Origin of the sequence: Marinobacter sp. JSM 1782161, assembly GCF_011421605.1 — a bacterium.
Taxonomy (GTDB): Bacteria; Pseudomonadota; Gammaproteobacteria; order Pseudomonadales; family Oleiphilaceae; genus Marinobacter_A; species Marinobacter_A bohaiensis.
In genome coordinates this window covers 143806-163870 of the sequence record NZ_WSSA01000006.1, presented here as the reverse complement: position 1 = coordinate 163870, position 20065 = coordinate 143806, and the positions used below count along the sequence as shown (strand labels likewise).

Below are 20065 nucleotides of genomic sequence, written 5' to 3'. Positions count from 1 at the left end.
GTGTAACCGTGTCTAAAGAAAAATTTGAGCGTAGTAAACCGCACGTGAACGTGGGCACCATTGGTCACGTTGACCATGGTAAGACCACGCTGACAGCCGCTCTGACTCGTGTGTGTCACGAAGTATGGGGTACCGGTTCTGCAAGTGCTTTCGACCAGATCGATAACGCACCGGAAGAGAAGGCGCGTGGTATCACCATCGCGACCTCTCACGTTGAGTACGATTCCCCGACGCGTCACTACGCACACGTTGACTGCCCGGGCCACGCCGACTACGTGAAGAACATGATCACCGGTGCGGCGCAGATGGACGGCGCGATCCTGGTTTGCTCCGCAGCTGACGGCCCGATGCCGCAGACTCGCGAGCACATCCTGCTGTCTCGTCAGGTGGGCGTTCCGTTCATCGTTGTGTTCCTGAACAAGGCGGACATGGTCGATGACGAAGAGCTGCTGGAGCTGGTCGAGATGGAAGTTCGCGACCTGCTGAGCCAGTACGACTTCCCGGGCGACGACACTCCGATCGTCACCGGTTCCGCGCTGATGGCGCTGGAAGGCAAGGATGACAACGAAATGGGTACTACCGCTGTTAAGAAGCTGGTAGAAGCCCTGGACGAGTACATCCCTGAGCCGGAGCGTGCGATCGATCAGCCGTTCCTGATGCCGATCGAGGACGTCTTCTCCATCTCCGGTCGTGGTACCGTTGTGACCGGTCGTGTTGAGCGCGGCGTGATCAAGGTCGGTGACGAAGTGGAAATCGTGGGTATTCGCGACACCACCAAGACCACCTGTACCGGCGTTGAGATGTTCCGCAAGCTGCTCGACGAAGGTCGTGCCGGCGAGAACGTGGGTGTTCTGCTGCGTGGTACCAAGCGTGACGACGTTGAGCGTGGTCAGGTTCTGGCGGTGCCGGGTTCCATTACCCCGCACACCAAGTTCGAGTCAGAAGTTTACGTTCTGAGCAAGGAAGAGGGTGGTCGTCACACCCCGTTCTTCAAAGGTTACCGTCCGCAGTTCTACTTCCGTACGACTGACGTGACCGGTTCCTGCGAACTGCCGGAAGGTGTAGAGATGGTTATGCCGGGTGATAACGTCAAGCTGGTTGCCACTCTGATTGCTCCGATCGCCATGGAAGAAGGTCTGCGCTTCGCGATTCGTGAAGGCGGCCGTACCGTTGGCGCCGGTGTTGTAGCCAAGATCATCGAGTGATCGATTGATCTGAGCGGAAAAGGGGCTGCCTCGTGCAGCCCCTTTTTCTATGAGGGTAGGTAATTATCCGACTGCCGGGGTAGCAAGGTGCGTGTGCCTGCTTGACAGAGTTGGGCGTTCTGCATACAATGCGGCTCCTTTTTTTAAGGTCGGCTAACAGTAGCTGCTACGAGTGGAGTTTGGTGCAACATGCAAAGCCAAAAAATCAGAATCCGGTTGAAGGCGTTTGATTATCGCCTGATCGACCAGTCCACGCAGGAGATCGTCGATACCGCCAAGCGGACCGGCGCCCAGGTGCGTGGCCCAATTCCTCTGCCGACGCGCAAGGAAAAGTACACCGTATTGATCTCTCCGCACGTCAATAAAGACGCGCGCGATCAGTATGAAATTCGCACGCATAAACGTCTGCTCGACATCGTTGAGCCGACGGAGAAGACAGTCGATGCATTGATGAAGCTTGATCTGGCAGCAGGTGTAGACGTTCAGATCAGCCTCGGCTAACGCGCAACGCGTTGGTCTGTGTAACTGTCCTAAGGCCATAGAGGGTGAGAGCCCCGTACACTTAAGAGGTGAAACATGGCAATTGGTGTGGTCGGCCGCAAGGCCGGTATGACCCGTATTTTTGCGGATGACGGGCGCGCAACGCCCGTAACAGTGATCGAGGTTGAACCCAACCGCATCACTCAACTCAAGACACTCGAATCTGACGGCTATCGCGCAGTCCAGGTGACTGTTGGCGAGCGTCGCGCTTCCCGTGTAACCAAGAGCGAATCCGGTCACTTTGCCAAGGCGGGTGTTGAAGCCGGTCGCGGGCTGTGGGAATTCCGTCTCGCCGATGGCGAAGGCGAAGATCTGCAGGCTGGTGGCGAGCTCGTGGTTTCCGCGTTTGAAGCCGGTCAGATGGTCGACGCTACTGCGACTTCCAAGGGTAAAGGCTTTGCCGGTACCGTTAAGCGCTGGAACTTCTCCACGCAAGACGCGACTCACGGTAACTCCCTGTCGCATCGCGCCCCTGGTTCGATCGGTCAGAACCAGTCTCCGGGTAAAGTTTTCAAAGGCAAGAAGATGGCTGGCCAGATGGGTAATGAGCGGGTGACCACTCAGAACCTGGAAGTGGTCCGCGTCGATGCTGAGCGCAACCTGCTGCTCGTCAAGGGCGCCGTTCCGGGCGCGACTGGCAGCGACGTTGTCATCAAGCCTGCAGTTAAAGCCTGAGGAGCGATGCGATGGAACTGAAAATTACTGGTAGCAGCGAAGGCGTTTCCGTTTCTGACGCTGCTTTCGCAAAAGATTTCAACGAGTCGCTGGTGCATCAGGTTGTTACAGCTTACCTGGCTGGCGGTCGTCAGGGCACTCGTGCCCAGAAGACGCGCTCGGAAGTGAGTGGTGGCGGCAAGAAGCCCTGGCGTCAAAAGGGTACCGGTCGTGCCCGTGCGGGTACTATCCGTAGTCCTATCTGGCGTACCGGTGGCGTGACTTTCGCAGCCAAGCCGCAGGATCACGCACAGAAGGTCAACCGCAAGATGTACCGTGCCGCGCTGCGCTCTATCTTTTCAGAGCTGGTGCGTCAGGAGCGTCTGGTTATCGTTGACGACGTCACCGTAGAGTCCCCCAAGACCAAGGCGTTCAGCGCCAAGCTGAAGGACCTGGGCGTCTCCAATGCGCTGATCCTGGCTGAGACCGTCGAGCAGAACCTGCACCTGGCCTCTCGCAACATTCCGCACGTTGATGTGCGCGACGTTGCTGGCCTGGATCCGGTGAGCCTGGTCGCTCATGAGAACGTTGTGGTTACCGTGCCGGCTCTGAAGAAGATTGAGGAGATGCTGGGATGAATCAGGAACGTATTTATAAGGTCCTGCTGGGACCGCATGTTTCCGAGAAGGCCTCCTTGGTCGCCGAAAACAACCAGGTTGTATTTCGAGTCGCGGCTGACGCTACCAAGCCGGAGGTTAAACGCGCTGTTGAGCAACTGTTCAACGTCAAAGTCGAAGGTGTTCAGATCCTGAACCGCAAAGGCAAGTTGAAGCGCACTGTGCGTGGTTTCGGTAAGCGCGATGATCTTCGCAAAGCTTACGTTCGTCTTGCGGAAGGTCAGGAAATCGACTTTGTGGATGTGGAATAAGGTAAAGGGGTCGTAAAATGCCGATCGTCAAAACCAAGCCAACATCGCCCGGCCGCCGTCACGTTGTAAAGACTTACAACCCTGACCTGCACAAAGGCAAGCCTTTCGAGCCGTTGGTTGAATCTCTGAGCCGTACCGGTGGTCGTAACCACTTCGGTCGGATCACTACTCGTCACGTTGGTGGTGGCCACAAGCGTCATTACCGTGTGATCGATTTCAAGCGGACCAAAGATGGTATCCCGGCCGTAGTTGAGCGCCTGGAATACGATCCGAACCGCTCTGCGCACATTGCGCTGCTGAAGTACGCCGATGGCGAGCGACGTTACATCATCGCTCCCAAGGGCATCGTTGCAGGGCAGGAAGTGCGCTCCGGTATCGACGCGCCGATCAAGTTGGGTAGCACGCTGCCGCTCCGGAACATTCCGGTCGGCTCCGTCATCCACTGCGTCGAACTCAAGCCTGGAAAGGGTGCTCAGCTGGCTCGCAGTGCGGGCGCATCCGTACAGCTGGTTGCTCGTGAAGGTGCGTATGCAACGCTGCGCCTTCGTTCAGGTGAAATGCGTAAGGTGCTTGTTGAGTGCCGTGCCACGCTGGGTGAAGTATCCAACAGCGAGCACACTCTCAAGCAGCTTGGTAAAGCGGGTGCATCACGTTGGCGCGGCAAACGCCCAACAGTGCGTGGTGTTGCTATGAACCCAGTTGACCACCCGCATGGTGGTGGTGAAGGGCGTACCTCTGGCGGGCGTCACCCGGTTACTCCGTGGGGTGTTCCGACCAAAGGGCATAAGACTCGTAAGAACAAGCGTACTGACCGAATGATAGTACGTCGTCGTTCAGCCAAGTAAACGACTACATAGAGGTATTTGCTGTGCCACGTTCTTTGAAGAAAGGTCCTTTTATTGACCTGCATCTGTTGAAGAAGGTTGAGGCAGCTCTGGAAGCCAACGACAAGCGGCCGATCAAGACCTGGTCGCGTCGTTCGACGGTTTTCCCGGAGATGGTAGGCCTGACCATTGCCATTCATAACGGCAAGCAACACGTGCCGGTCCATGTCACCGAAGACATGGTTGGCCACAAGCTGGGTGAGTTCGCTGCCACGCGTACTTACCGCGGTCATGCTGCCGACAAGAAAGCAAAACGCTGATTGAGGGTATAGAGAAATGGAAGTAGCGGCTAAGTACAAGGGCGCTCGCCTCTCTGCTCAGAAAGCGCGTCTTGTCGCAGATCAGGTCCGCGGCAAGGCGGTAGAGGACGCCCTGAACATTCTGACTTTCAGCCCGAAAAAGGCGGCGGTGGTTATCAAGAAAGCCTTGGAATCCGCCATTGCCAATGCTGAGCATAACGAAGGTCTGGACATTGACGAGTTGCGGGTCGCCACCATCATGGTGGACGAAGGTCCGACGCTCAAGCGTATCAAGGCTCGAGCCAAGGGGCGCGCTGATCGTATTTTCAAGCGCACCTGTCATATCACCGTCAAGGTCGCCGACAAGTAGGAGATGCTCAGATGGGTCATAAAGTAAATCCAACCGGTATTCGGCTGGGTGTGATTAAAGAGCACAACTCAGTCTGGTATGCCGAAAAAGGGGAATACGCCAAGAACCTGCTTAACGATATCCAGGTTCGTGAGTTCCTCGAAAAGCGTCTGGTGAAGGCGTCTGTAAGCAAGATTGTGATCGAGCGCCCTGCTCAGAACGCCCGTATCACGATCCATACCGCCCGCCCGGGTATTGTTATCGGGAAGAAGGGTGAAGATGTTGACCGTCTGCGTCGCGAAGTCAGCGAGATGATGGGCGTGCCTGTGCACATCAACATCGAAGAGGTCCGTAAGCCGGATCTGGATGCCAAACTGGTTGCCCAGAACGTGGCTGGCCAGCTGGAGCGTCGTGTGATGTTCCGTCGCGCCATGAAGCGTGCGGTTCAGAACGCCATGCGCCAGGGCGCAAAAGGTATCAAGATCCAGGTCGGCGGCCGTCTGGGTGGTGCGGAAATCGCACGCTCCGAATGGTATCGCGAAGGCCGAGTTCCGCTGCACACCCTGCGTGCGGACATCGACTACGCAACCTACGAAGCGCAGACCACCTACGGCATCATCGGCGTCAAGGTATGGATCTTCAAGGGCGAGATTCTTGGCGGCATGGAGCAGGTCCGTGCTGAGAAGGATGCCTCTCGCAAGAAAGGTTCTAAGTAAAGGGGCACTCGTATGCTGCAGCCAAAACGCACGAAGTTTCGCAAGGTAATGAAAGGCCGTAACACCGGTCTTGCTCACCGCGGTAACAAGGTGAGCTTCGGTGAGTACGGATTGAAAGCGACAAGCCGCGGGCGTATAACAGCTCGCCAGATTGAGGCGGCTCGTCGGACAATGACCCGGCGCATCAAGCGGGGCGGTAAGATCTGGATCCGGGTGTTCCCGGACAAGCCGATCACCGGTAAGCCGCTGGAAGTTCGTATGGGTAAAGGTAAGGGTTCTGTCGAGTACTGGGTGGCTGAAATTCAGCCCGGTAAGATGCTGTACGAGATGGAAGGCGTTCCTGAGGAAGTCGCGCGTGAAGCGTTCACACTGGCGGCTGCCAAGCTGCCCGTGGCGACAACCTTTGTTACGAGGACGGTGATGTGATGAAAGCAACAGAGCTGCGTGAAAAGTCAGTCGAGGAGCTGAACAAAGAGCTGATCGACCTCCTGAAGGAGCAGTTCAACCTGCGCATGCGTAAGGCGACAGGTCAGCTGAATCAGTCTCACCTCCTCAGCAAGGTTAAGCGCGACATCGCTCGTGTGAAAACAGTATTGAACGAAAAGGCAGAGTGACATGACTGAAGCTACCAAGACTGCCAGAACCCTGAGCGGCAAGGTCGTGAGCAACAAGATGGAGAAGTCCATCGTGGTGCTGGTTGAGCGCCAGGTTAAGCATCCGCTGTACGGCAAGTACATCAAGCGCTCAACCAAGATTCAGGCTCACGACGAGAACAATCAGTGCAACATCGGCGATACCGTTCGGATCGAGGAAACTCGTCCGATCTCCAAGTCCAAAAGCTGGGCTCTGGTGGATATCGTCGAACGCGCATCGAAGGTGTAACTCGCCCGGACGGTGAGTCTTGTCGTAACGGCAAAGTGGTTTCTGCTGGAGAACAACCATGATTCAGACTCAAACAATGCTTGAGGTCGCGGACAACAGTGGTGCCCGTCGGGTGATGTGCATCAAGGTCCTGGGCGGTTCACACCGGCGTTACGCCAGCGTGGGAGACATTATTAAGGTGACCGTAAAGGAAGCCATCCCCCGCGGGAAAGTGCGCAAAGGCCAGGTCCTCAAGGCTGTTGTAGTGCGTACCAGCAAGGGCGTTCGTCGCCCGGACGGTTCGCTTATTCGTTTTGACGGTAACGCGGCCGTACTTCTGAACAACCAGGACGCGCCCATCGGTACCCGGATCTTCGGACCGGTAACCCGTGAGCTGCGTAGCGAAAAGTTCATGAAGATTATTTCACTGGCACCCGAAGTACTGTAAGGACTAGAGGCCGGTTATGAAGAAACTCAAACGAGATGACGAAGTCATCGTTACTACGGGTAAAGACAAGGGTAAGCGCGGCAAGGTCCTCAAGGTCCAGGCCGACGGTAAGGTGCTTGTTTCCGGGATCAACATGATCAAGAAGCACACCAAGCCCAACCCGATGGTCGGCACCCCGGGTGGCATCGTCGAGAAAGAAGCACCTATCCAGGCTTCCAACGTGGCTATTTTTAATCCGCAGACCGGCAAGGCCGATCGCGTCGGCTTCCAGAACAAGGAAGACGGCAGTAAGATGCGGATTTTTAAGTCCACGAAAGAAGCAGTCGATAACCAGTAAGTGGTGGTGGTTACGATGCTTAACATGAAAGAGATGTACAAGCAGGACGTGGCGCCCGCGCTGCAAAAGGAGTTTTCCTACGAGAACCCGATGCAGGTGCCGCGTATTGAAAAAATCACCCTGAATATGGGTGTGGGCGAAGCCGTTGGTGACAAGAAGCTGATCGAGAACGCCGTGGCGGATCTCGAGCGTCTGTCCGGCCAAAAGCCGGTCGTTACCAAAGCGCGCAAGTCTGTTGCGGGTTTCAAGATCCGTGAAGGTTGGCCGATTGGCTGCAAGGTAACGCTGCGTGGCGAGCGCATGTGGGATTTCTTTGATCGCCTGGTGCACATTGCGATTCCCCGTGTTCGCGACTTCCGTGGCCTGAACCCGAAGTCATTCGACGGTCGTGGCAACTACAGCATGGGTGTGCGTGAGCAGATCATCTTTCCGGAAATCGACTATGACAAAGTCGACAAAATCCGGGGTCTGGATATCACCATCACCACCAGTGCCGGCACCGACGACGAAGGCCGTGAACTGCTGAAAGCCTTTGGCTTTCCGTTCAAGAAATAAGGAACGAGCGTAATGGCTAAGGTATCGATGAAGAATCGTGAGCTGAAGCGCCAGAAGACTGTTGAGAAATACGCAGTCAAGCGTGCAGAGCTCAAAGCGATTATCAAGAACCCGAACACCAGCGACGAAGAACGTTGGGATGCGCAGATGAAACTGCAGCAGCTTCCCCGTAATGCCAGCCCGGCACGTCTTCGTAACCGCTGCCAGGTGACCGGTCGCCCTCACGGCGTCCTGCGGAAGTTCCAGCTCTCACGCATCAAGCTGCGTGAAGCGGGCATGCGTGGCGACGTTCCGGGTCTGACCAAGTCCAGCTGGTAAGGTAGGCACTTCGGTGCCTGTTGGTAAGCGGTGCGGCAAGCCGCTGCACAACTGAAAAGATCAGGAGCCTCATACCAATGAGTATGCAAGACACGCTTGCGGATATGATTACTCGCATCCGCAATGCACAGATGGCATCAAAAGCTGATGTGACGATGCCGTCTTCCAAGATGAAGGTCTCCGTAGCCCAGGTCCTGAAGGACGAAGGCTACGTCGAAGATTTCTCCGTCTCAGCTGACGCCAAGCCGGAACTCACGGTCAACCTCAAGTATTTCGAGGGCAAGCCGGTTATCGAGTCCATCAAGCGCGTTAGTCGTCCGAGTCTGCGCCAGTACAACGGCGCTGGGGAACTGCCGAAGGTAGCCGGTGGTTTGGGTATCGCCATCGTGTCAACGTCCAAGGGCGTTATGACCGATCGCGCCGCGCGTCAAGCGGGCGTGGGTGGCGAAGTCATCTGCACCGTATTTTAGGAGTTACACATGTCCAGGGTTGCCAATAATCCTGTCGTGCTGCCTTCCGGTGTTGAGGTGAAGCTGAGCGGACAGGATATCAACGTGAAGGGCTCCAAGGGAGCGCTTCAATTCACCATCCACGATGCAGTTGAAGTGAAGCAAGAAGAAAATGTTCTGCGTTTCGCTGCACGTGATGGCGCCAAACAGTCTCGTGCACTTGCCGGTACAACCCGTGCACTGGTGAACAACATGGTCACCGGCGTCAGCAACGGCTTTGAGCGCAAGCTCCAGCTGGTCGGCGTCGGCTACCGTGCCCAGGCACAGGGCAAGAAGCTCAATCTGACACTGGGTTTTTCACACCCGGTTGAGTACGAGCTGCCCGAAGGCGTCACGGCCGAAACACCGTCACCGACGGAAGTCGTGATTCGGGGTATCGATAAGCAACAGGTTGGCCAGGTCGCAGCTGAAATTCGCGGCTATCGTCCGCCCGAGCCGTATAAGGGCAAGGGTGTTCGTTACGCGGATGAGCTGGTCAGACGTAAAGAAGCCAAGAAGAAATAGGGCGAGACTATGAGCGCGAATAACCAAAGATTGCGTCGCGCACGCAAAGTGCGCATGAAGATTCGTGAGCTGGGCGCCAATCGTCTCTGCGTACATCGTACGCCGCGGCATATGTACGCCCAGGTCACCACTGCCGACGGCAGTAAAGTTCTGGCTTCTGCCTCCACGCTGGACAAAGAATTGCGCCAGGGTGCGACCGGCAACGTGGAAGCTGCCAAACAGGTTGGCAAGCTCATCGCAGAGCGTGCCAAGGCAGCCGGCATCGAAGAGGTTGCATTCGACCGTTCCGGCTATCGCTATCACGGACGCATCCAGGCTCTGGCCGATGCGGCGCGTGAAGCTGGCCTGCAATTCTAAGAGGTGGAGAAGATGAGCGTTAACGAACAGAAGGCGCCTGAGCTCCAGGAAAAGCTGGTTCAGGTCAACCGCGTCGCGAAGGTTGTGAAGGGCGGTCGTATTTTCGCTTTCACAGCGCTGACCGTCGTTGGTGATGGTAAAGGTCGTGTTGGTTTCGGTCGCGGCAAGGCGCGTGAAGTGCCGGTCGCTATCCAGAAAGCGATGGAAGCAGCACGTAAGAACATGGTCGATGTGCCGCTGAAGGGCAACACCCTGCAGTACCCGGTTCAGGCCACTCATGGCGGTTCCAAGGTGTACATGCAGCCGGCCTCTGAAGGTACTGGTATCATCGCCGGTGGTGCGATGCGTGCGGTGCTCGAAGTTGCGGGTGTTCAGAACGTCCTGTCCAAGTGTTACGGCTCGACCAATCCGGTCAACGTGGTCCGTTCCACTATCAAGGGTCTGCAGGCCATGAAAGCGCCTGAAGACGTTGCAGCCAAGCGCGGCAAGACCGTGGAAGATATTCTGGGTTGAAGTCATGGCGAACAAGACAATGAAAGTCACACTGACCCGCAGCCCGATCGGCTGCCAGCCCAAGCACAAAGAGTGCGTCAAGGGCCTGGGTCTGCGTAAGATCGGTCACACCGTCGAGGTGGAAGATACAGCTTCCACCCGTGGTATGGTGAACCGCATTAATTACCTGGTACGGGTGGAGGATAACTAAGATGCGTCTTAACGAACTTAGTCCGGAACCCGGTTCACGCCCGGCAGCCAAGCGCGTCGGTCGCGGTATCGGTAGCGGTCTCGGTAAAACCGGCGGCCGTGGTCACAAAGGTCTGAAGTCCCGCTCCGGTGGTTCCGTAGCGCCGGGCTTCGAGGGTGGTCAGCAGCCGCTGGCCCGCCGTCTGCCGAAGTACGGCTTCACTTCGCGTCAGCAGCGGTTCGAGGCGGAAATCCGCCTGAACGAGCTGGCCAAGGTTGAAGGCGACGTTGCAGATCTGGCAGCCCTGAAAAAAGCAGACATCATCCGCGAAGAAATTCGCGCCGCCAAGGTGATCCTGTCCGGCGAGCTGACCCGTGCGGTCACCGTCAAGGGACTGAAAGTCACCAAAGGTGCGCGTGAAGCCATTACGGCTGCAGGCGGTAAAATCGAAGAATAAGGCGAGTCGGGGACATAATGGCCAAGACAGCATCAATGCCGGCAGGAGCCGGGAAGGGATTAGCAGAGCTGCGTTCGCGGCTCTGGTTCGTATTCCTGGCGCTACTGGTGTACCGCATCGGTGCCCACATTCCGGTACCGGGTATTAATCCTGATCGCTTGGCAGCACTGTTTGATCAGAACCAGGGCACGATCCTGGGTCTGTTCAATATGTTCTCCGGTGGTGCCCTGGAGCGGATGAGTATCTTCGCCCTGGGCATCATGCCTTACATCTCGGCCTCGATCATCATGCAGCTGATGACTGCTGTCAGTCCGCAGCTGGAGCAGTTGAAGAAAGAGGGCGAAGCCGGACGTCGCAAGATCAGTCAGTACACGCGTTACGGTACGGTTCTGCTGGCCCTGGTTCAGGGTCTTGGTATTTCCGTAGGGTTGGCATCCCAGGGTGTCACCTTCAACGATAGCTTCAGTTTCCACTTTGTGGCCGTCGTGTCCTTCGTGTGTGGCGCCGTCTTCATGATGTGGCTGGGTGAGCAGATCACTGAGCGCGGCATCGGCAACGGCATCTCGCTGCTTATCTTCGCCGGTATCGTGGCCGGTCTGCCCGGCGCGATCGGTCAGACCCTGGAACAGGCCCGCAGCGGCGAAATGAGTCTGCTGGTGGTTCTGGGTATCGCGATCCTCGCGGTGGCCGTGATTGGCTTCGTGGTCTTCATGGAGCGTGGTCAACGCCGGTTGACGATCAATTACGCCAAGCGTCAGCAGGGCCGCCGGGTGTTTGCCCAGCAGTCCAGCCATCTGCCGCTGAAGGTCAATATGGCCGGTGTGATTCCGCCGATTTTCGCGTCGTCCATTCTGCTGTTCCCGGCATCCCTGGGGCAGTGGTTCGGGCAGGGTGAAGGCATGGAGTGGCTGAGCAGTGTTTCCCAGGCGCTCGCGCCGAGCCAGCCGCTGTACATCATTCTGTTCGCGGCAGCCGTGATTTTCTTCTGCTTCTTCTACACCGCGCTGATGTATAACCCGCGGGAAGTGGCAGACAACCTCAAGCGTTCCGGTGCATTTATCCCCGGTATCCGTCCGGGGGAGCAGACTGCCAAGTACATCGATGGTGTGCTGACGCGTCTGACCCTGTTCGGTGCGCTTTACATCACAGCGGTATCCCTCTTCCCTCAGTTCCTGATGGTTGCGGGTAACGTGCCCTTCTACCTGGGCGGTACGTCGCTGCTGATCGTGGTTGTCGTCGTGATGGATTTCATGGCACAGGTTCAGTCTCATCTGATGTCGCATCAGTATGAGTCGCTGATGAAAAAGTCCAATCTCAAGGGCTATGGTCGGGGCTGATCCTGGATCGGTCCCCCGGTAACACTGGAGTCGACAATGAAAGTACGCGCTTCGGTAAAGAAAATTTGCCGTAACTGCAAAGTCATTCGTCGCAATGGCTCGATTCGAGTCATCTGCACGGAGCCTCGTCACAAGCAGCGTCAAGGCTGATATCCCAAGCGATATCACCAGAAACGCAGGGGCGAAATGGTAGTGCTTGATCTTTTTGTGATCAGGGGCTATCATTTCGCGCCGTTTTTGTGGCGGAAAATTCACACAGCAAAGCTTTGAACGCGGAGTAATTTGGATGGCACGTATAGCCGGTGTCAATATACCCGACAACAAACATGCTGTTATCTCACTGACTTACATTTTTGGAGTCGGTAAGACAACAGCTCAGAAGCTTTGCGATGCAGCTGGTGTCCAGCAGGACATCAAGATCAAAGACCTCAGCGATGAGCAGGTTGAGTCACTTCGTACCGAAGTGGGCAAGCTGTCTGTCGAAGGTGATCTGCGTCGTGAAGTTCAGATGAACATTAAGCGTTTGAAGGATCTGGGCTGCTTCCGTGGTCTGCGTCATCGTCATGGGCTTCCGCTCCGTGGCCAGCGCACCAAGACCAACGCTCGCACCCGCAAAGGTCCTCGCAAACCGATTCGCAAGTAACAGGTAGGCAAACATGGCAAAGCCAGGTACACGTACCCGTAAAAAGGTGAAAAAGACGGTTGTTGATGGCGTCGCGCACATCCACGCGTCCTTCAACAACACGATCGTGACCATTTCCGACCGCCAGGGCAATGTCCTGTCATGGGCTACTGCCGGTGGTTCTGGTTTCCGTGGGTCACGCAAGAGCACACCTTTTGCTGCGCAGGTAGCAGCTGAAAGAGCCGGTAACGCGGCTGCTGAATACGGCCTTAAAAACCTGGATGTAGAGGTTAAGGGTCCTGGGCCCGGACGTGAATCCGCTGTACGCGCGCTGAATGGTTGCGGGTACAAGATCACTAACATCACTGATGTGACGCCGATTCCGCATAACGGCTGTCGTCCGCCCAAGAAGCGCCGCGTGTAAGACAGGAGACAGTGAAGTATGGCACGTTACATAGGTCCAAAATGTAAGCTGTCTCGTCGTGAAGGGACAGATCTTTTTCTGAAGAGCGGCGTCCGCGCACTCGACTCCAAGTGCAACATCGAAACCCCTCCGGGGATGCACGGTGCGCGCCGCGGTCGTTTGTCTGAATACGGCGTACAGCTCCGTGAAAAGCAAAAAGTTCGTCGTATCTACGGCGTACTCGAGAAACAGTTCCGGAACTACTACAAGGAAGCTGCGCGCATCAAGGGCGCAACAGGTGAGAACCTGCTCCAGCTTCTGGAAGGTCGTCTGGACAATGTCGTATACCGCATGGGTTTTGGTTCGACCCGTGCAGAAGCCCGTCAGCTTGTGTCTCACAAGGCCATTCTGGTGAATGATAGCGTCGTGAACATTCCGTCCTATCAGGTCAAGCCGGGTGACGTGGTGAGCATTCGCGAGAAAGCGAAAAACCAGCTGCGTGTTAAAGGCGCCCTGGATCTCGCGGGCAATCGCGCCCCTGTGAACTGGGTAGAGGTCGACGCCAACAAGATGTCCGGCGTTTACAAGTCAATCCCTGAGCGGACTGAACTGCCGGCCGACATCAACGAGAACCTCATCGTCGAGCTTTACTCCAAGTAAGGCCTGAGTTAGCAACGAGAGCAGATAGGGGCGTCTATGCAGCGTTCAGTACATGAGTTATTGACACCTCGTACCATCGACGTAAAAGAATTGGGCAAGACGCACGCCAAGGTTACCCTGGAGCCGCTTGAACGCGGCTTCGGTCACACCCTGGGAAGTGCACTTCGCCGCATACTCTTGTCGTCCATGCCGGGCTGCGCCATCACTGAGGCGCAGATCGACGGTGTGCTGCACGAGTACAGCGCGATTGAAGGTGTCCAGGAAGACGTCATCGAGATTCTGCTGAATCTCAAGGGCGTCGCCGTCAAGATGGGCAGCCGTGACGAAGCGGAACTGACCGTCACCAAGAAAGGTCCAGGTGTTGTAACCGCCGCTGACATCCAGCTGGATCACGACATCGAGATCGCCAACCCGGAGCATGTGATCTGTCACCTGAGCGAAAAGGGTGAACTGAACATGCGTCTGAAGGTGGCTCGCGGTCGTGGCTACGAAGCTGCTGACCAGCGTGGTCTGGATGACGACGAGACGCGTGCGATTGGCCGCCTTCAGCTGGACGCTACATACAGCCCCGTGCGTCGTGTTTCCTACGCCGTAGAAAACGCGCGTGTAGAGCAGCGTACGGATCTGGACAAGCTGGTTATTGACCTGGAAACCAACGGTACGATCGATCCCGAAGAAGCGATTCGTCGGGCGGCGACCATTCTCCAGCAGCAACTGGCTGTGTTCGTCGACTTTGATCATGAGAAAGAGCCTGAGCGTGTAGAGGAAGAGGAAGAAGTTGATCCGATCCTGCTGCGCCCGGTAGATGATCTCGAGTTGACTGTGCGTTCAGCAAACTGCCTGAAAGCTGAAAACATTTACTACATCGGCGATCTCATTCAGCGCACCGAAGTTGAGCTGCTGAAGACGCCTAACCTGGGTAAGAAGTCGCTTACCGAGATCAAGGACGTACTGGCCTCTCGCGGTCTGTCCCTGGGTATGCGACTCGACAACTGGCCGCCGGCTAGCCTTCGTGGCGATGACCGGGTTCTGGGCGGTTGATCGCCGTATTGGTAGTTTAAGGTAAGGAATCAGAGCAATGCGTCATCGTAAGAGTGGTCGTAAGTTCAGCCGGACCAGCGCGCATCGCAAGGCCATGTTCCGTAACATGACCGCGTCGCTGGTCGAGCACGAATTGATCAAAACCACTCTGCCCAAAGCGAAGGAACTTCGTCGCGTGGCAGAGCCTTTGATCACACTGTCGAAAACCGATTCAGTCGCTAACCGTCGTCTGGCGTTCGCACGCCTGCGCGACGACGCGGCTGTCGCCAAGCTCTTCAACGAGCTGGGCCCGCGTTACGCCGAGCGTCCGGGCGGCTATCTCCGCATCCTCAAGTGCGGATTCCGGGCCGGTGACAACGCGCCTATGGCTTTCGTGGAACTGGTTGACCGTCCGGTCGATCTGGAAGCGGAAGAGCTGGACGATTAATCGGTCGTTCGGTCAGTAAAAGAACCGGAGCCATAGGCTCCGGTTTTTTTATGTCTGAAGGAAAGTGGCGTGACAGTAGTGAGCAGGCTGCAGGAAGCGACCGGACATCGGGGCATGCCGTCGCAATGCCGGCGGGTAAGACTCCCAGCCTCTCCAGAGGTGCGCGCCTGGCGCGCACCTCTGGAGAGGCTGGTTGGTTGTGTTGAGCGTCAGTCGGCGGTCGCGGTTTCGGCCGCCGATGACGAACTCTGTCGTCGCTTGCCAAGCAGCGGCTTGAGGTAGCGACCGGTGTGGGAACGTTTGTTGTCCGCAACTTGCTCCGGGGTGCCCTCGGCGATGATCTCGCCGCCTCCGACACCGCCTTCAGGGCCCAGGTCGACGATCCAGTCGGCGGTCTTGATCACATCCAGGTTGTGTTCGATGACGACGATCGTGTTGCCGTGGGAGCGCAGCCGCTCCAGGACATTCAACAGCTGCTGGATGTCGTAGAAGTGCAGGCCGGTGGTCGGCTCGTCGAGAATGTAGAGCGTCTTGCCGGTGTCTCGCTTGGAGAGCTCCCGCGCCAGCTTGACCCGCTGCGCCTCGCCTCCGGAGAGGGTCACCGCCGACTGCCCGAGGCGGATGTAAGACAGCCCCACATCGATCAGCGTTTGCAGCTTGCGGGCCAGGAAAGGCACCGAGTCGAAGAACTCGCGAGCTTCCTCGACGGTCATCTCCAGCACTTCGTGGATATTCTTGCCCTTGTACTGGATCTCCAGGGTTTCCCGGTTGTAGCGCTTGCCCTTGCACACGTCACAGGGCACGTAGATGTCCGGCAGGAAGTGCATTTCCACCTTGATCACGCCATCGCCCTGGCAGGCTTCGCAGCGCCCGCCCTTGACGTTGAACGAGAAGCGGCCGGGCTTGTAGCCCCTCGAGCGCGCTTCCTGGGTGCCGGCGAAGAGCTCGCGGATCGGTGTGAACAGCCCGGTATAGGTGGCCGGGTTGGAGCGCGGTGTGCGGCCGATCGGACTCTGGTCGATGTCGATGACCTTGTCCAGCTGGTCGAGGCCCTCCAGTTTCTTGTAGGGCCCGTGGGACAGGGTGGTGGCCTTGTTCAGGCGGCTGGCCGCAACCGGATAGAGTGTACCGTTGATCAGCGTCGACTTGCCCGAGCCGGACACGCCGGTGATGCAGGTCATCACGCCCAGCGGCAGATTGAGGTCGGCCGATTTGAGGTTGTTGCCGGTGGCCCCGGTCAGGCGCAGGGTTTTGCCTGAGCCCGTGGCCCGTTGCTCGGGCACGGCAATCTCGCGAGAGCCGCTGAGGTATTGCCCGGTCAGCGATTCTGGCGTGTCGATGATGTCCTGTGGCGTGCCGGCGGCGATAACCTGGCCGCCATGCACGCCGGCGCCGGGGCCGATGTCGATCAGGTGGTCCGCGGCGCGAATGGCATCCTCGTCGTGCTCCACCACGATGACCGTGTTGCCCAGGTTGCGCAGGTGGGTGAGGGTGGCCAGCAGGCGATCGTTGTCGCGCTGGTGCAGGCCGATGGACGGCTCGTCGAGGATGTACATCACGCCCACCAGCCCGGCGCCGATCTGGCTGGCCAGGCGGATGCGCTGTGCCTCGCCGCCGGACAGGGTGTCCGCGCTGCGCTCCAGGGTGAGGTACTCCAGCCCGACGTTAACCAGGAATTCCAGGCGCTGACGGATTTCCTTGAGGATCTTCTCGGCGATTTCCCCGCGACGGCCCGGCAGTGCCAGGTGACCGAAATAGTCGCAGGCTTCCCCCACCGGCAGGGTCGTCACCTCGGGCAGGGTGCGCTCCTCGATGAAAACGTGGCGAGCGCTGCGGCGCAGGCGTGACCCGCCACAGGCCTTGCAGGGCTGCTGACTCAGATGCTTGGCAAGCTCCTCGCGCATGCTCTGGGATTCGGTTTCCCGATAGCGGCGCTCCAGGTTGGGCAGGACGCCCTCGAACGGATGCGCCTTCTCCATGATATGACCGCGGGAGTTGACGTATTTGAAACTGATCTCTTCCTTGCCGGAACCGTTCAGGACGACGTCCTGGAATGCCTGGGGCAGATCGACGAAAGGCGTGTCCATGTCAACGCCATAGTGTTCCGCGACGCTGTTGAGCAACTGGAAGTAGTAGACCGCGCGGCGGTCCCAGCCGCGGATGGCGCCTTCGGCGAGGGTTGCCTCCGGGTGCTGGACGATTTTGTCCGGATCGAAGAACTGCCGCACGCCCAGACCGTCGCAGGTGGGGCAGGCGCCGGCCGGGTTGTTGAACGAGAATAGGCGCGGCTCCAGCTCGCTCAGCGAATAGCCGCACTGGGTACAGGCGTAGAGCGCGGAAAAGGTGTGCTCTTCGCCATCGCCGTCCAGGGGCGCCACCAGGGCGATACCGCTGGCCAGTTCGAGGGCGGTCTCGAAACTTTCCGCAAGGCGCTGTTCCAGGCCGGGTTTGACCTTGAACCGGTCCACCACGACCTCGATGGTGTGCTTTCGCTTCTTGTCCAGCTCCGGCAGATCGTCGATGTCGTAGACGCGGCCGTCCACACGCAGACGAATGAAGCCCTGGGCCCGCATGTTGTCAAAGATCTGCAGGTGCTCGCCCTTACGGTCACGGATGACGGGAGCCAGGATCATCAGCCGGCTGCCTTCTTCCATCGCCAGCACCTGGTCGACCATCTCGCTGACGGTCTGTGCTTCCAGCGGCTGGCCGTGATCCGGGCAGCGGGGCTCGCCGGCGCGGGCGAACAGGAGGCGCAGGTAGTCGTAGATCTCGGTGATGGTACCCACCGTCGAACGCGGGTTGTGCGACGTCGATTTCTGTTCGATGGAGATGGCCGGGGACAGGCCTTCAATATGGTCCACGTCCGGCTTTTCCATCATCGACAGGAACTGTCGGGCGTAAGTGGAGAGCGATTCCACGTAGCGCCGTTGCCCCTCGGCGTATAGCGTATCGAAGGCCAGCGAGGACTTGCCCGACCCCGACAGGCCTGTGATGACGATGAGTTGGTCCCTGGGGATATCGAGATCGATATTCTTCAGGTTGTGGGTGCGAGCCCCTTTGATCTGGATGGAATCCATGACACTCCTCGAACGGGAATTGGCGAGTCGAGACGGGCCGGGCGGCCCGGAAATTCACCAGTATACCGCGTTGGCTGCCGTGCAACGAAGCCCGACAAACCAACGAGATCATTGGAATGGACTATCGTCCGGAGGGATCACTACCACTCAAGCTGGCCGCCGGCACCGTTCTCCTGTCCGGCTTCGGTAGGCTCAGGTTCGGCGAAGTCCCCCGTATCGGTATCGTCCATCAGGTCCTGCAAACGCATGCGGGTTTCCTCATGGGATTCCGACAGGTCGATGCTGATTTCTACGCGCCGGTTAAGCGCGCGGTTTTCCGGGCTGGCGTTGGGGACGCGGGGATGGGTATCGGCAAAGCCCTGGACCGTCACGCGACCGGAGTCGATGCCGCCGCCCTGGATCAGTACGTTGGCCACAGCGGCGGCCCGATCGGCGGACAGGTTCCAGTTCGAGTTGTAGCGGGAACTGCTGATGGGGACATCGTCGGTATGGCCTTCGATGGTCAGGTCACCCGGGATACCCTTGAGGACATCCGCCATGCGATACAGCATGTCCTCGAAGCTGTAGGTCAGCTGCGCGGAACCGGAGGGGAAGGAGCCCTTTTCCTCAATCCGGATGACGATGCGGTCGCTGTCCTTGCGCAAGTCCAGCTGGCCGTTGTCCAGCTCGTCCCGAAGTACTTGTTGGAGTTCCTGTAGGTGGCTTTCCACCACTTCCTGCTGGGCCTGCTGGATGCGCGCTTCGGCTTCCGACTGGCTGGTGTTGGTCTCCAGTTCCGGCTCTTCGCGGGTGGTTTGCTGGCGCACCTGGTCCAGCACTGTGGGCTCCGGCTTGCCGGCCGAGAAATGGTCGAAGATCGGGGTGGTGCCCTTGGGGATCTCCAGGGCCGCGACGTCGCGCTGGACTCCGAAGGCCTTGGACAGTTCTTCGGCGATCTGTTTGAACTTGTTGGCGTCGATCTCCGAGAACGACAGCAGCAACACGAAGAAACACATCAGCAGGGACATCAGGTCGGCAAAGGTGACGACCCAGGCCGGTACCCCGGGCTGATCCTCTTCTGGCAGCTCATCCATCGCAGGAACTCCTAGGACGCGGTTTCCGCTTCGCCGTTCTGCTCACGCTTCGAGGGTGGCAGGTAGCTCGACAGCATCTGTTCGATGACGCGCGGGTTGCGGCCTTCCTGGATAGCGATGACGGCATCAATGATCAGCGCCTGCATGCGCGCTTCCTCGGTCATGCGCAGTTCCAGCTTGTCGGCGATGGGGCTGGCGAACATGGTGGCGAGGATGGCGCCGTAGAGCGTCGTGAGCAGGGCCACCGCCATGGCCGGGCCGATGGATTTCGGGTCTTCCATATTGGAGAGCATCTGCACCAGGCCCACAATCGTGCCAATCATGCCCATGGCCGGGCCCACGTCGGCCAGTGCCCGGAACACCTTGGCGCCCATCCGGTTGCGGTCCAGCGTGAGCAGTCGTTCCTTCTGCATGAGTTTTTCGATGGTTTCCGCCGGCTGGCTTTCCAGCAGGAACTGGATGCCCTGTCTGAGGAACGTGGCGCTGACTTCTTTTTCCTCCAGGGCCAGCACGCCCTGCTTGCGGGCAACGTTCGCGATGTCGACGACTTCGTTGATCAGGGCCTCTGTGTCCGGCAGCTTGAAGGAAAAGGCCCTGGAGGCCGCCTTGAACGCGCCCAGAAACTGGCCGAAGCTGAACTTGGCCATGACCACGCAGAAGCTGCCCACCAGAACGATGAGGACGGACGGCATGTTGAGGAAGACCTGGCTCGATGCGCCCAGCACGATCGCTGAGCCAATGACCAGCGTGGCGCCGACGAGACCAAAAAGCGTTGCGAAATCCACGGTAAGCCCCTAATTCTGCGTATTTTCGGGTGATGACTCGACCGCTTCGGAAAGCGGCGCTGTATATGGAAGCAGCGTAGTGCACGCCGGGCTATAG

Annotated in this window: 32 protein-coding genes; 29 read left to right on the top strand and 3 right to left on the bottom strand. The window is 58.1% G+C overall.

The features are described 5' to 3' along the window. Positions 1-8: 8 nt before the first annotated feature. The 29 genes from tuf (at position 9) to rplQ (ending at position 15033) form a co-directional block, all read left to right on the top strand. The gene (tuf, locus tag GQB00_RS21060) at positions 9-1205 is read left to right on the top strand and encodes an elongation factor Tu (protein WP_111498314.1); all 1197 of its coding nucleotides are present in this window, start codon (positions 9-11) and stop codon (positions 1203-1205) included. A gap of 189 nt (positions 1206-1394) precedes the next feature. Continuing rightward, positions 1395-1706, top strand: a complete 312-nt coding sequence (gene rpsJ, locus GQB00_RS21055; RefSeq protein ID WP_004580743.1) for a 30S ribosomal protein S10 — start codon at positions 1395-1397, stop codon at positions 1704-1706. A gap of 75 nt (positions 1707-1781) precedes the next feature. Beyond that, positions 1782-2420, top strand: a complete 639-nt coding sequence (gene rplC / locus GQB00_RS21050; RefSeq protein WP_111498313.1) for a 50S ribosomal protein L3 — start codon at positions 1782-1784, stop codon at positions 2418-2420. A gap of 11 nt (positions 2421-2431) precedes the next feature. Then, complete coding sequence (gene rplD / locus GQB00_RS21045) at positions 2432-3037, top strand: 50S ribosomal protein L4 (RefSeq protein ID WP_111498312.1); 606 nt, start codon at positions 2432-2434, stop codon at positions 3035-3037. Continuing rightward, a complete protein-coding gene (gene rplW, locus GQB00_RS21040) occupies positions 3034-3327 on the top strand; it encodes a 50S ribosomal protein L23 (protein WP_111498311.1) in 294 nt (97 codons plus the stop codon). Before rplD ends, rplW begins: the two co-directional genes overlap by 4 nt. Positions 3328-3344: 17 nt before the next feature. Further along, positions 3345-4172 carry a 50S ribosomal protein L2 gene (gene rplB, locus GQB00_RS21035; protein ID WP_111498310.1) on the top strand — a complete coding sequence of 276 codons (828 nt, stop codon included), beginning with the start codon at positions 3345-3347 and terminating at the stop codon, positions 4170-4172. Positions 4173-4195: 23 nt separating this feature from the next. After that, a complete protein-coding gene (rpsS, locus tag GQB00_RS21030) occupies positions 4196-4471 on the top strand; it encodes a 30S ribosomal protein S19 (protein WP_111498309.1) in 276 nt (91 codons plus the stop codon). Positions 4472-4487: 16 nt separating this feature from the next. Then, positions 4488-4820, top strand: a complete 333-nt coding sequence (gene rplV, locus GQB00_RS21025; protein ID WP_111498308.1) for a 50S ribosomal protein L22 — start codon at positions 4488-4490, stop codon at positions 4818-4820. An 11-nt stretch (positions 4821-4831) separates the two neighbouring features. After that, positions 4832-5515 (top strand): 30S ribosomal protein S3, encoded by a 684-nt coding sequence (gene rpsC / locus GQB00_RS21020; protein ID WP_111498307.1) that lies wholly within the window; start codon positions 4832-4834, stop codon positions 5513-5515. 12 nt (positions 5516-5527) lie between these two features. Further along, positions 5528-5941 (top strand): 50S ribosomal protein L16, encoded by a 414-nt coding sequence (gene rplP / locus GQB00_RS21015; protein ID WP_004580751.1) that lies wholly within the window; start codon positions 5528-5530, stop codon positions 5939-5941. Next, the gene (rpmC, locus tag GQB00_RS21010; protein WP_165857702.1) at positions 5941-6129 is read left to right on the top strand and encodes a 50S ribosomal protein L29; all 189 of its coding nucleotides are present in this window, start codon (positions 5941-5943) and stop codon (positions 6127-6129) included. Before rplP ends, rpmC begins: the two co-directional genes overlap by 1 nt. A gap of 1 nt (position 6130) precedes the next feature. Further along, positions 6131-6397, top strand: coding sequence for a 30S ribosomal protein S17 (rpsQ, locus tag GQB00_RS21005; protein ID WP_111498305.1), 267 nt, complete (start codon positions 6131-6133; stop codon positions 6395-6397). Between the two features lie 58 nt (positions 6398-6455). Then, on the top strand, positions 6456-6824 hold the full coding sequence (gene rplN / locus GQB00_RS21000; protein WP_111498304.1) for a 50S ribosomal protein L14: 369 nt from the start codon (positions 6456-6458) through the stop codon (positions 6822-6824). 16 nt (positions 6825-6840) lie between these two features. Then, complete coding sequence (gene rplX / locus GQB00_RS20995; protein WP_111498303.1) at positions 6841-7161, top strand: 50S ribosomal protein L24; 321 nt, start codon at positions 6841-6843, stop codon at positions 7159-7161. A gap of 15 nt (positions 7162-7176) precedes the next feature. Next, positions 7177-7716: a 50S ribosomal protein L5 gene (rplE, locus tag GQB00_RS20990; protein WP_111498302.1), complete on the top strand. Its 540-nt coding sequence runs from the start codon at positions 7177-7179 to the stop codon at positions 7714-7716. Positions 7717-7728: 12 nt separating this feature from the next. Continuing rightward, on the top strand, positions 7729-8034 hold the full coding sequence (rpsN, locus tag GQB00_RS20985; RefSeq protein WP_111498301.1) for a 30S ribosomal protein S14: 306 nt from the start codon (positions 7729-7731) through the stop codon (positions 8032-8034). Between the two features lie 77 nt (positions 8035-8111). Beyond that, a complete protein-coding gene (gene rpsH / locus GQB00_RS20980) occupies positions 8112-8504 on the top strand; it encodes a 30S ribosomal protein S8 (protein ID WP_111498300.1) in 393 nt (130 codons plus the stop codon). 9 nt (positions 8505-8513) lie between these two features. After that, entirely contained in the window at positions 8514-9047 is a 534-nt protein-coding gene (gene rplF, locus GQB00_RS20975) for a 50S ribosomal protein L6 (RefSeq protein WP_111498299.1), read from the top strand. A 9-nt stretch (positions 9048-9056) separates the two neighbouring features. Beyond that, positions 9057-9404, top strand: a complete 348-nt coding sequence (gene rplR / locus GQB00_RS20970; protein ID WP_111498298.1) for a 50S ribosomal protein L18 — start codon at positions 9057-9059, stop codon at positions 9402-9404. A 12-nt stretch (positions 9405-9416) separates the two neighbouring features. Beyond that, positions 9417-9917, top strand: coding sequence for a 30S ribosomal protein S5 (rpsE, locus tag GQB00_RS20965; RefSeq protein ID WP_111498297.1), 501 nt, complete (start codon positions 9417-9419; stop codon positions 9915-9917). Between the two features lie 4 nt (positions 9918-9921). Continuing rightward, positions 9922-10107, top strand: a complete 186-nt coding sequence (gene rpmD / locus GQB00_RS20960; protein WP_111498296.1) for a 50S ribosomal protein L30 — start codon at positions 9922-9924, stop codon at positions 10105-10107. A 1-nt stretch (position 10108) separates the two neighbouring features. After that, positions 10109-10543 carry a 50S ribosomal protein L15 gene (rplO, locus tag GQB00_RS20955; RefSeq protein ID WP_111498295.1) on the top strand — a complete coding sequence of 145 codons (435 nt, stop codon included), beginning with the start codon at positions 10109-10111 and terminating at the stop codon, positions 10541-10543. 17 nt (positions 10544-10560) lie between these two features. After that, complete coding sequence (gene secY, locus GQB00_RS20950) at positions 10561-11880, top strand: preprotein translocase subunit SecY (RefSeq protein ID WP_111498294.1); 1320 nt, start codon at positions 10561-10563, stop codon at positions 11878-11880. Between the two features lie 36 nt (positions 11881-11916). Further along, positions 11917-12030, top strand: a complete 114-nt coding sequence (gene rpmJ, locus GQB00_RS20945) for a 50S ribosomal protein L36 (protein ID WP_111498293.1) — start codon at positions 11917-11919, stop codon at positions 12028-12030. 136 nt (positions 12031-12166) lie between these two features. Continuing rightward, complete coding sequence (rpsM, locus tag GQB00_RS20940) at positions 12167-12523, top strand: 30S ribosomal protein S13 (RefSeq protein WP_111498292.1); 357 nt, start codon at positions 12167-12169, stop codon at positions 12521-12523. Positions 12524-12536: 13 nt separating this feature from the next. Beyond that, a complete protein-coding gene (rpsK, locus tag GQB00_RS20935; RefSeq protein WP_111498291.1) occupies positions 12537-12926 on the top strand; it encodes a 30S ribosomal protein S11 in 390 nt (129 codons plus the stop codon). Positions 12927-12944: 18 nt separating this feature from the next. Next, positions 12945-13565 carry a 30S ribosomal protein S4 gene (rpsD, locus tag GQB00_RS20930; RefSeq protein WP_111498290.1) on the top strand — a complete coding sequence of 207 codons (621 nt, stop codon included), beginning with the start codon at positions 12945-12947 and terminating at the stop codon, positions 13563-13565. A gap of 36 nt (positions 13566-13601) precedes the next feature. Further along, complete coding sequence (locus tag GQB00_RS20925) at positions 13602-14606, top strand: DNA-directed RNA polymerase subunit alpha (protein WP_111498289.1); 1005 nt, start codon at positions 13602-13604, stop codon at positions 14604-14606. 37 nt (positions 14607-14643) lie between these two features. Next, positions 14644-15033 carry a 50S ribosomal protein L17 gene (rplQ, locus tag GQB00_RS20920; protein WP_111498288.1) on the top strand — a complete coding sequence of 130 codons (390 nt, stop codon included), beginning with the start codon at positions 14644-14646 and terminating at the stop codon, positions 15031-15033. A gap of 209 nt (positions 15034-15242) precedes the next feature. On the opposite strand, the gene uvrA is transcribed toward rplQ, so the two are convergent. The 3 genes from uvrA to pomA form a co-directional block, all read right to left on the bottom strand. Beyond that, a complete protein-coding gene (gene uvrA / locus GQB00_RS20915; protein WP_165857701.1) occupies positions 15243-18110 on the bottom strand; it encodes an excinuclease ABC subunit UvrA in 2868 nt (955 codons plus the stop codon). A 140-nt stretch (positions 18111-18250) separates the two neighbouring features. Further along, complete coding sequence (locus GQB00_RS20910) at positions 18251-19183, bottom strand: flagellar motor protein MotB (protein ID WP_165857700.1); 933 nt, start codon at positions 19181-19183, stop codon at positions 18251-18253. Between the two features lie 11 nt (positions 19184-19194). Further along, positions 19195-19968: a flagellar motor protein PomA gene (gene pomA / locus GQB00_RS20905; protein WP_165857699.1), complete on the bottom strand. Its 774-nt coding sequence runs from the start codon at positions 19966-19968 to the stop codon at positions 19195-19197. Positions 19969-20065: the final 97 nt, after the last annotated feature.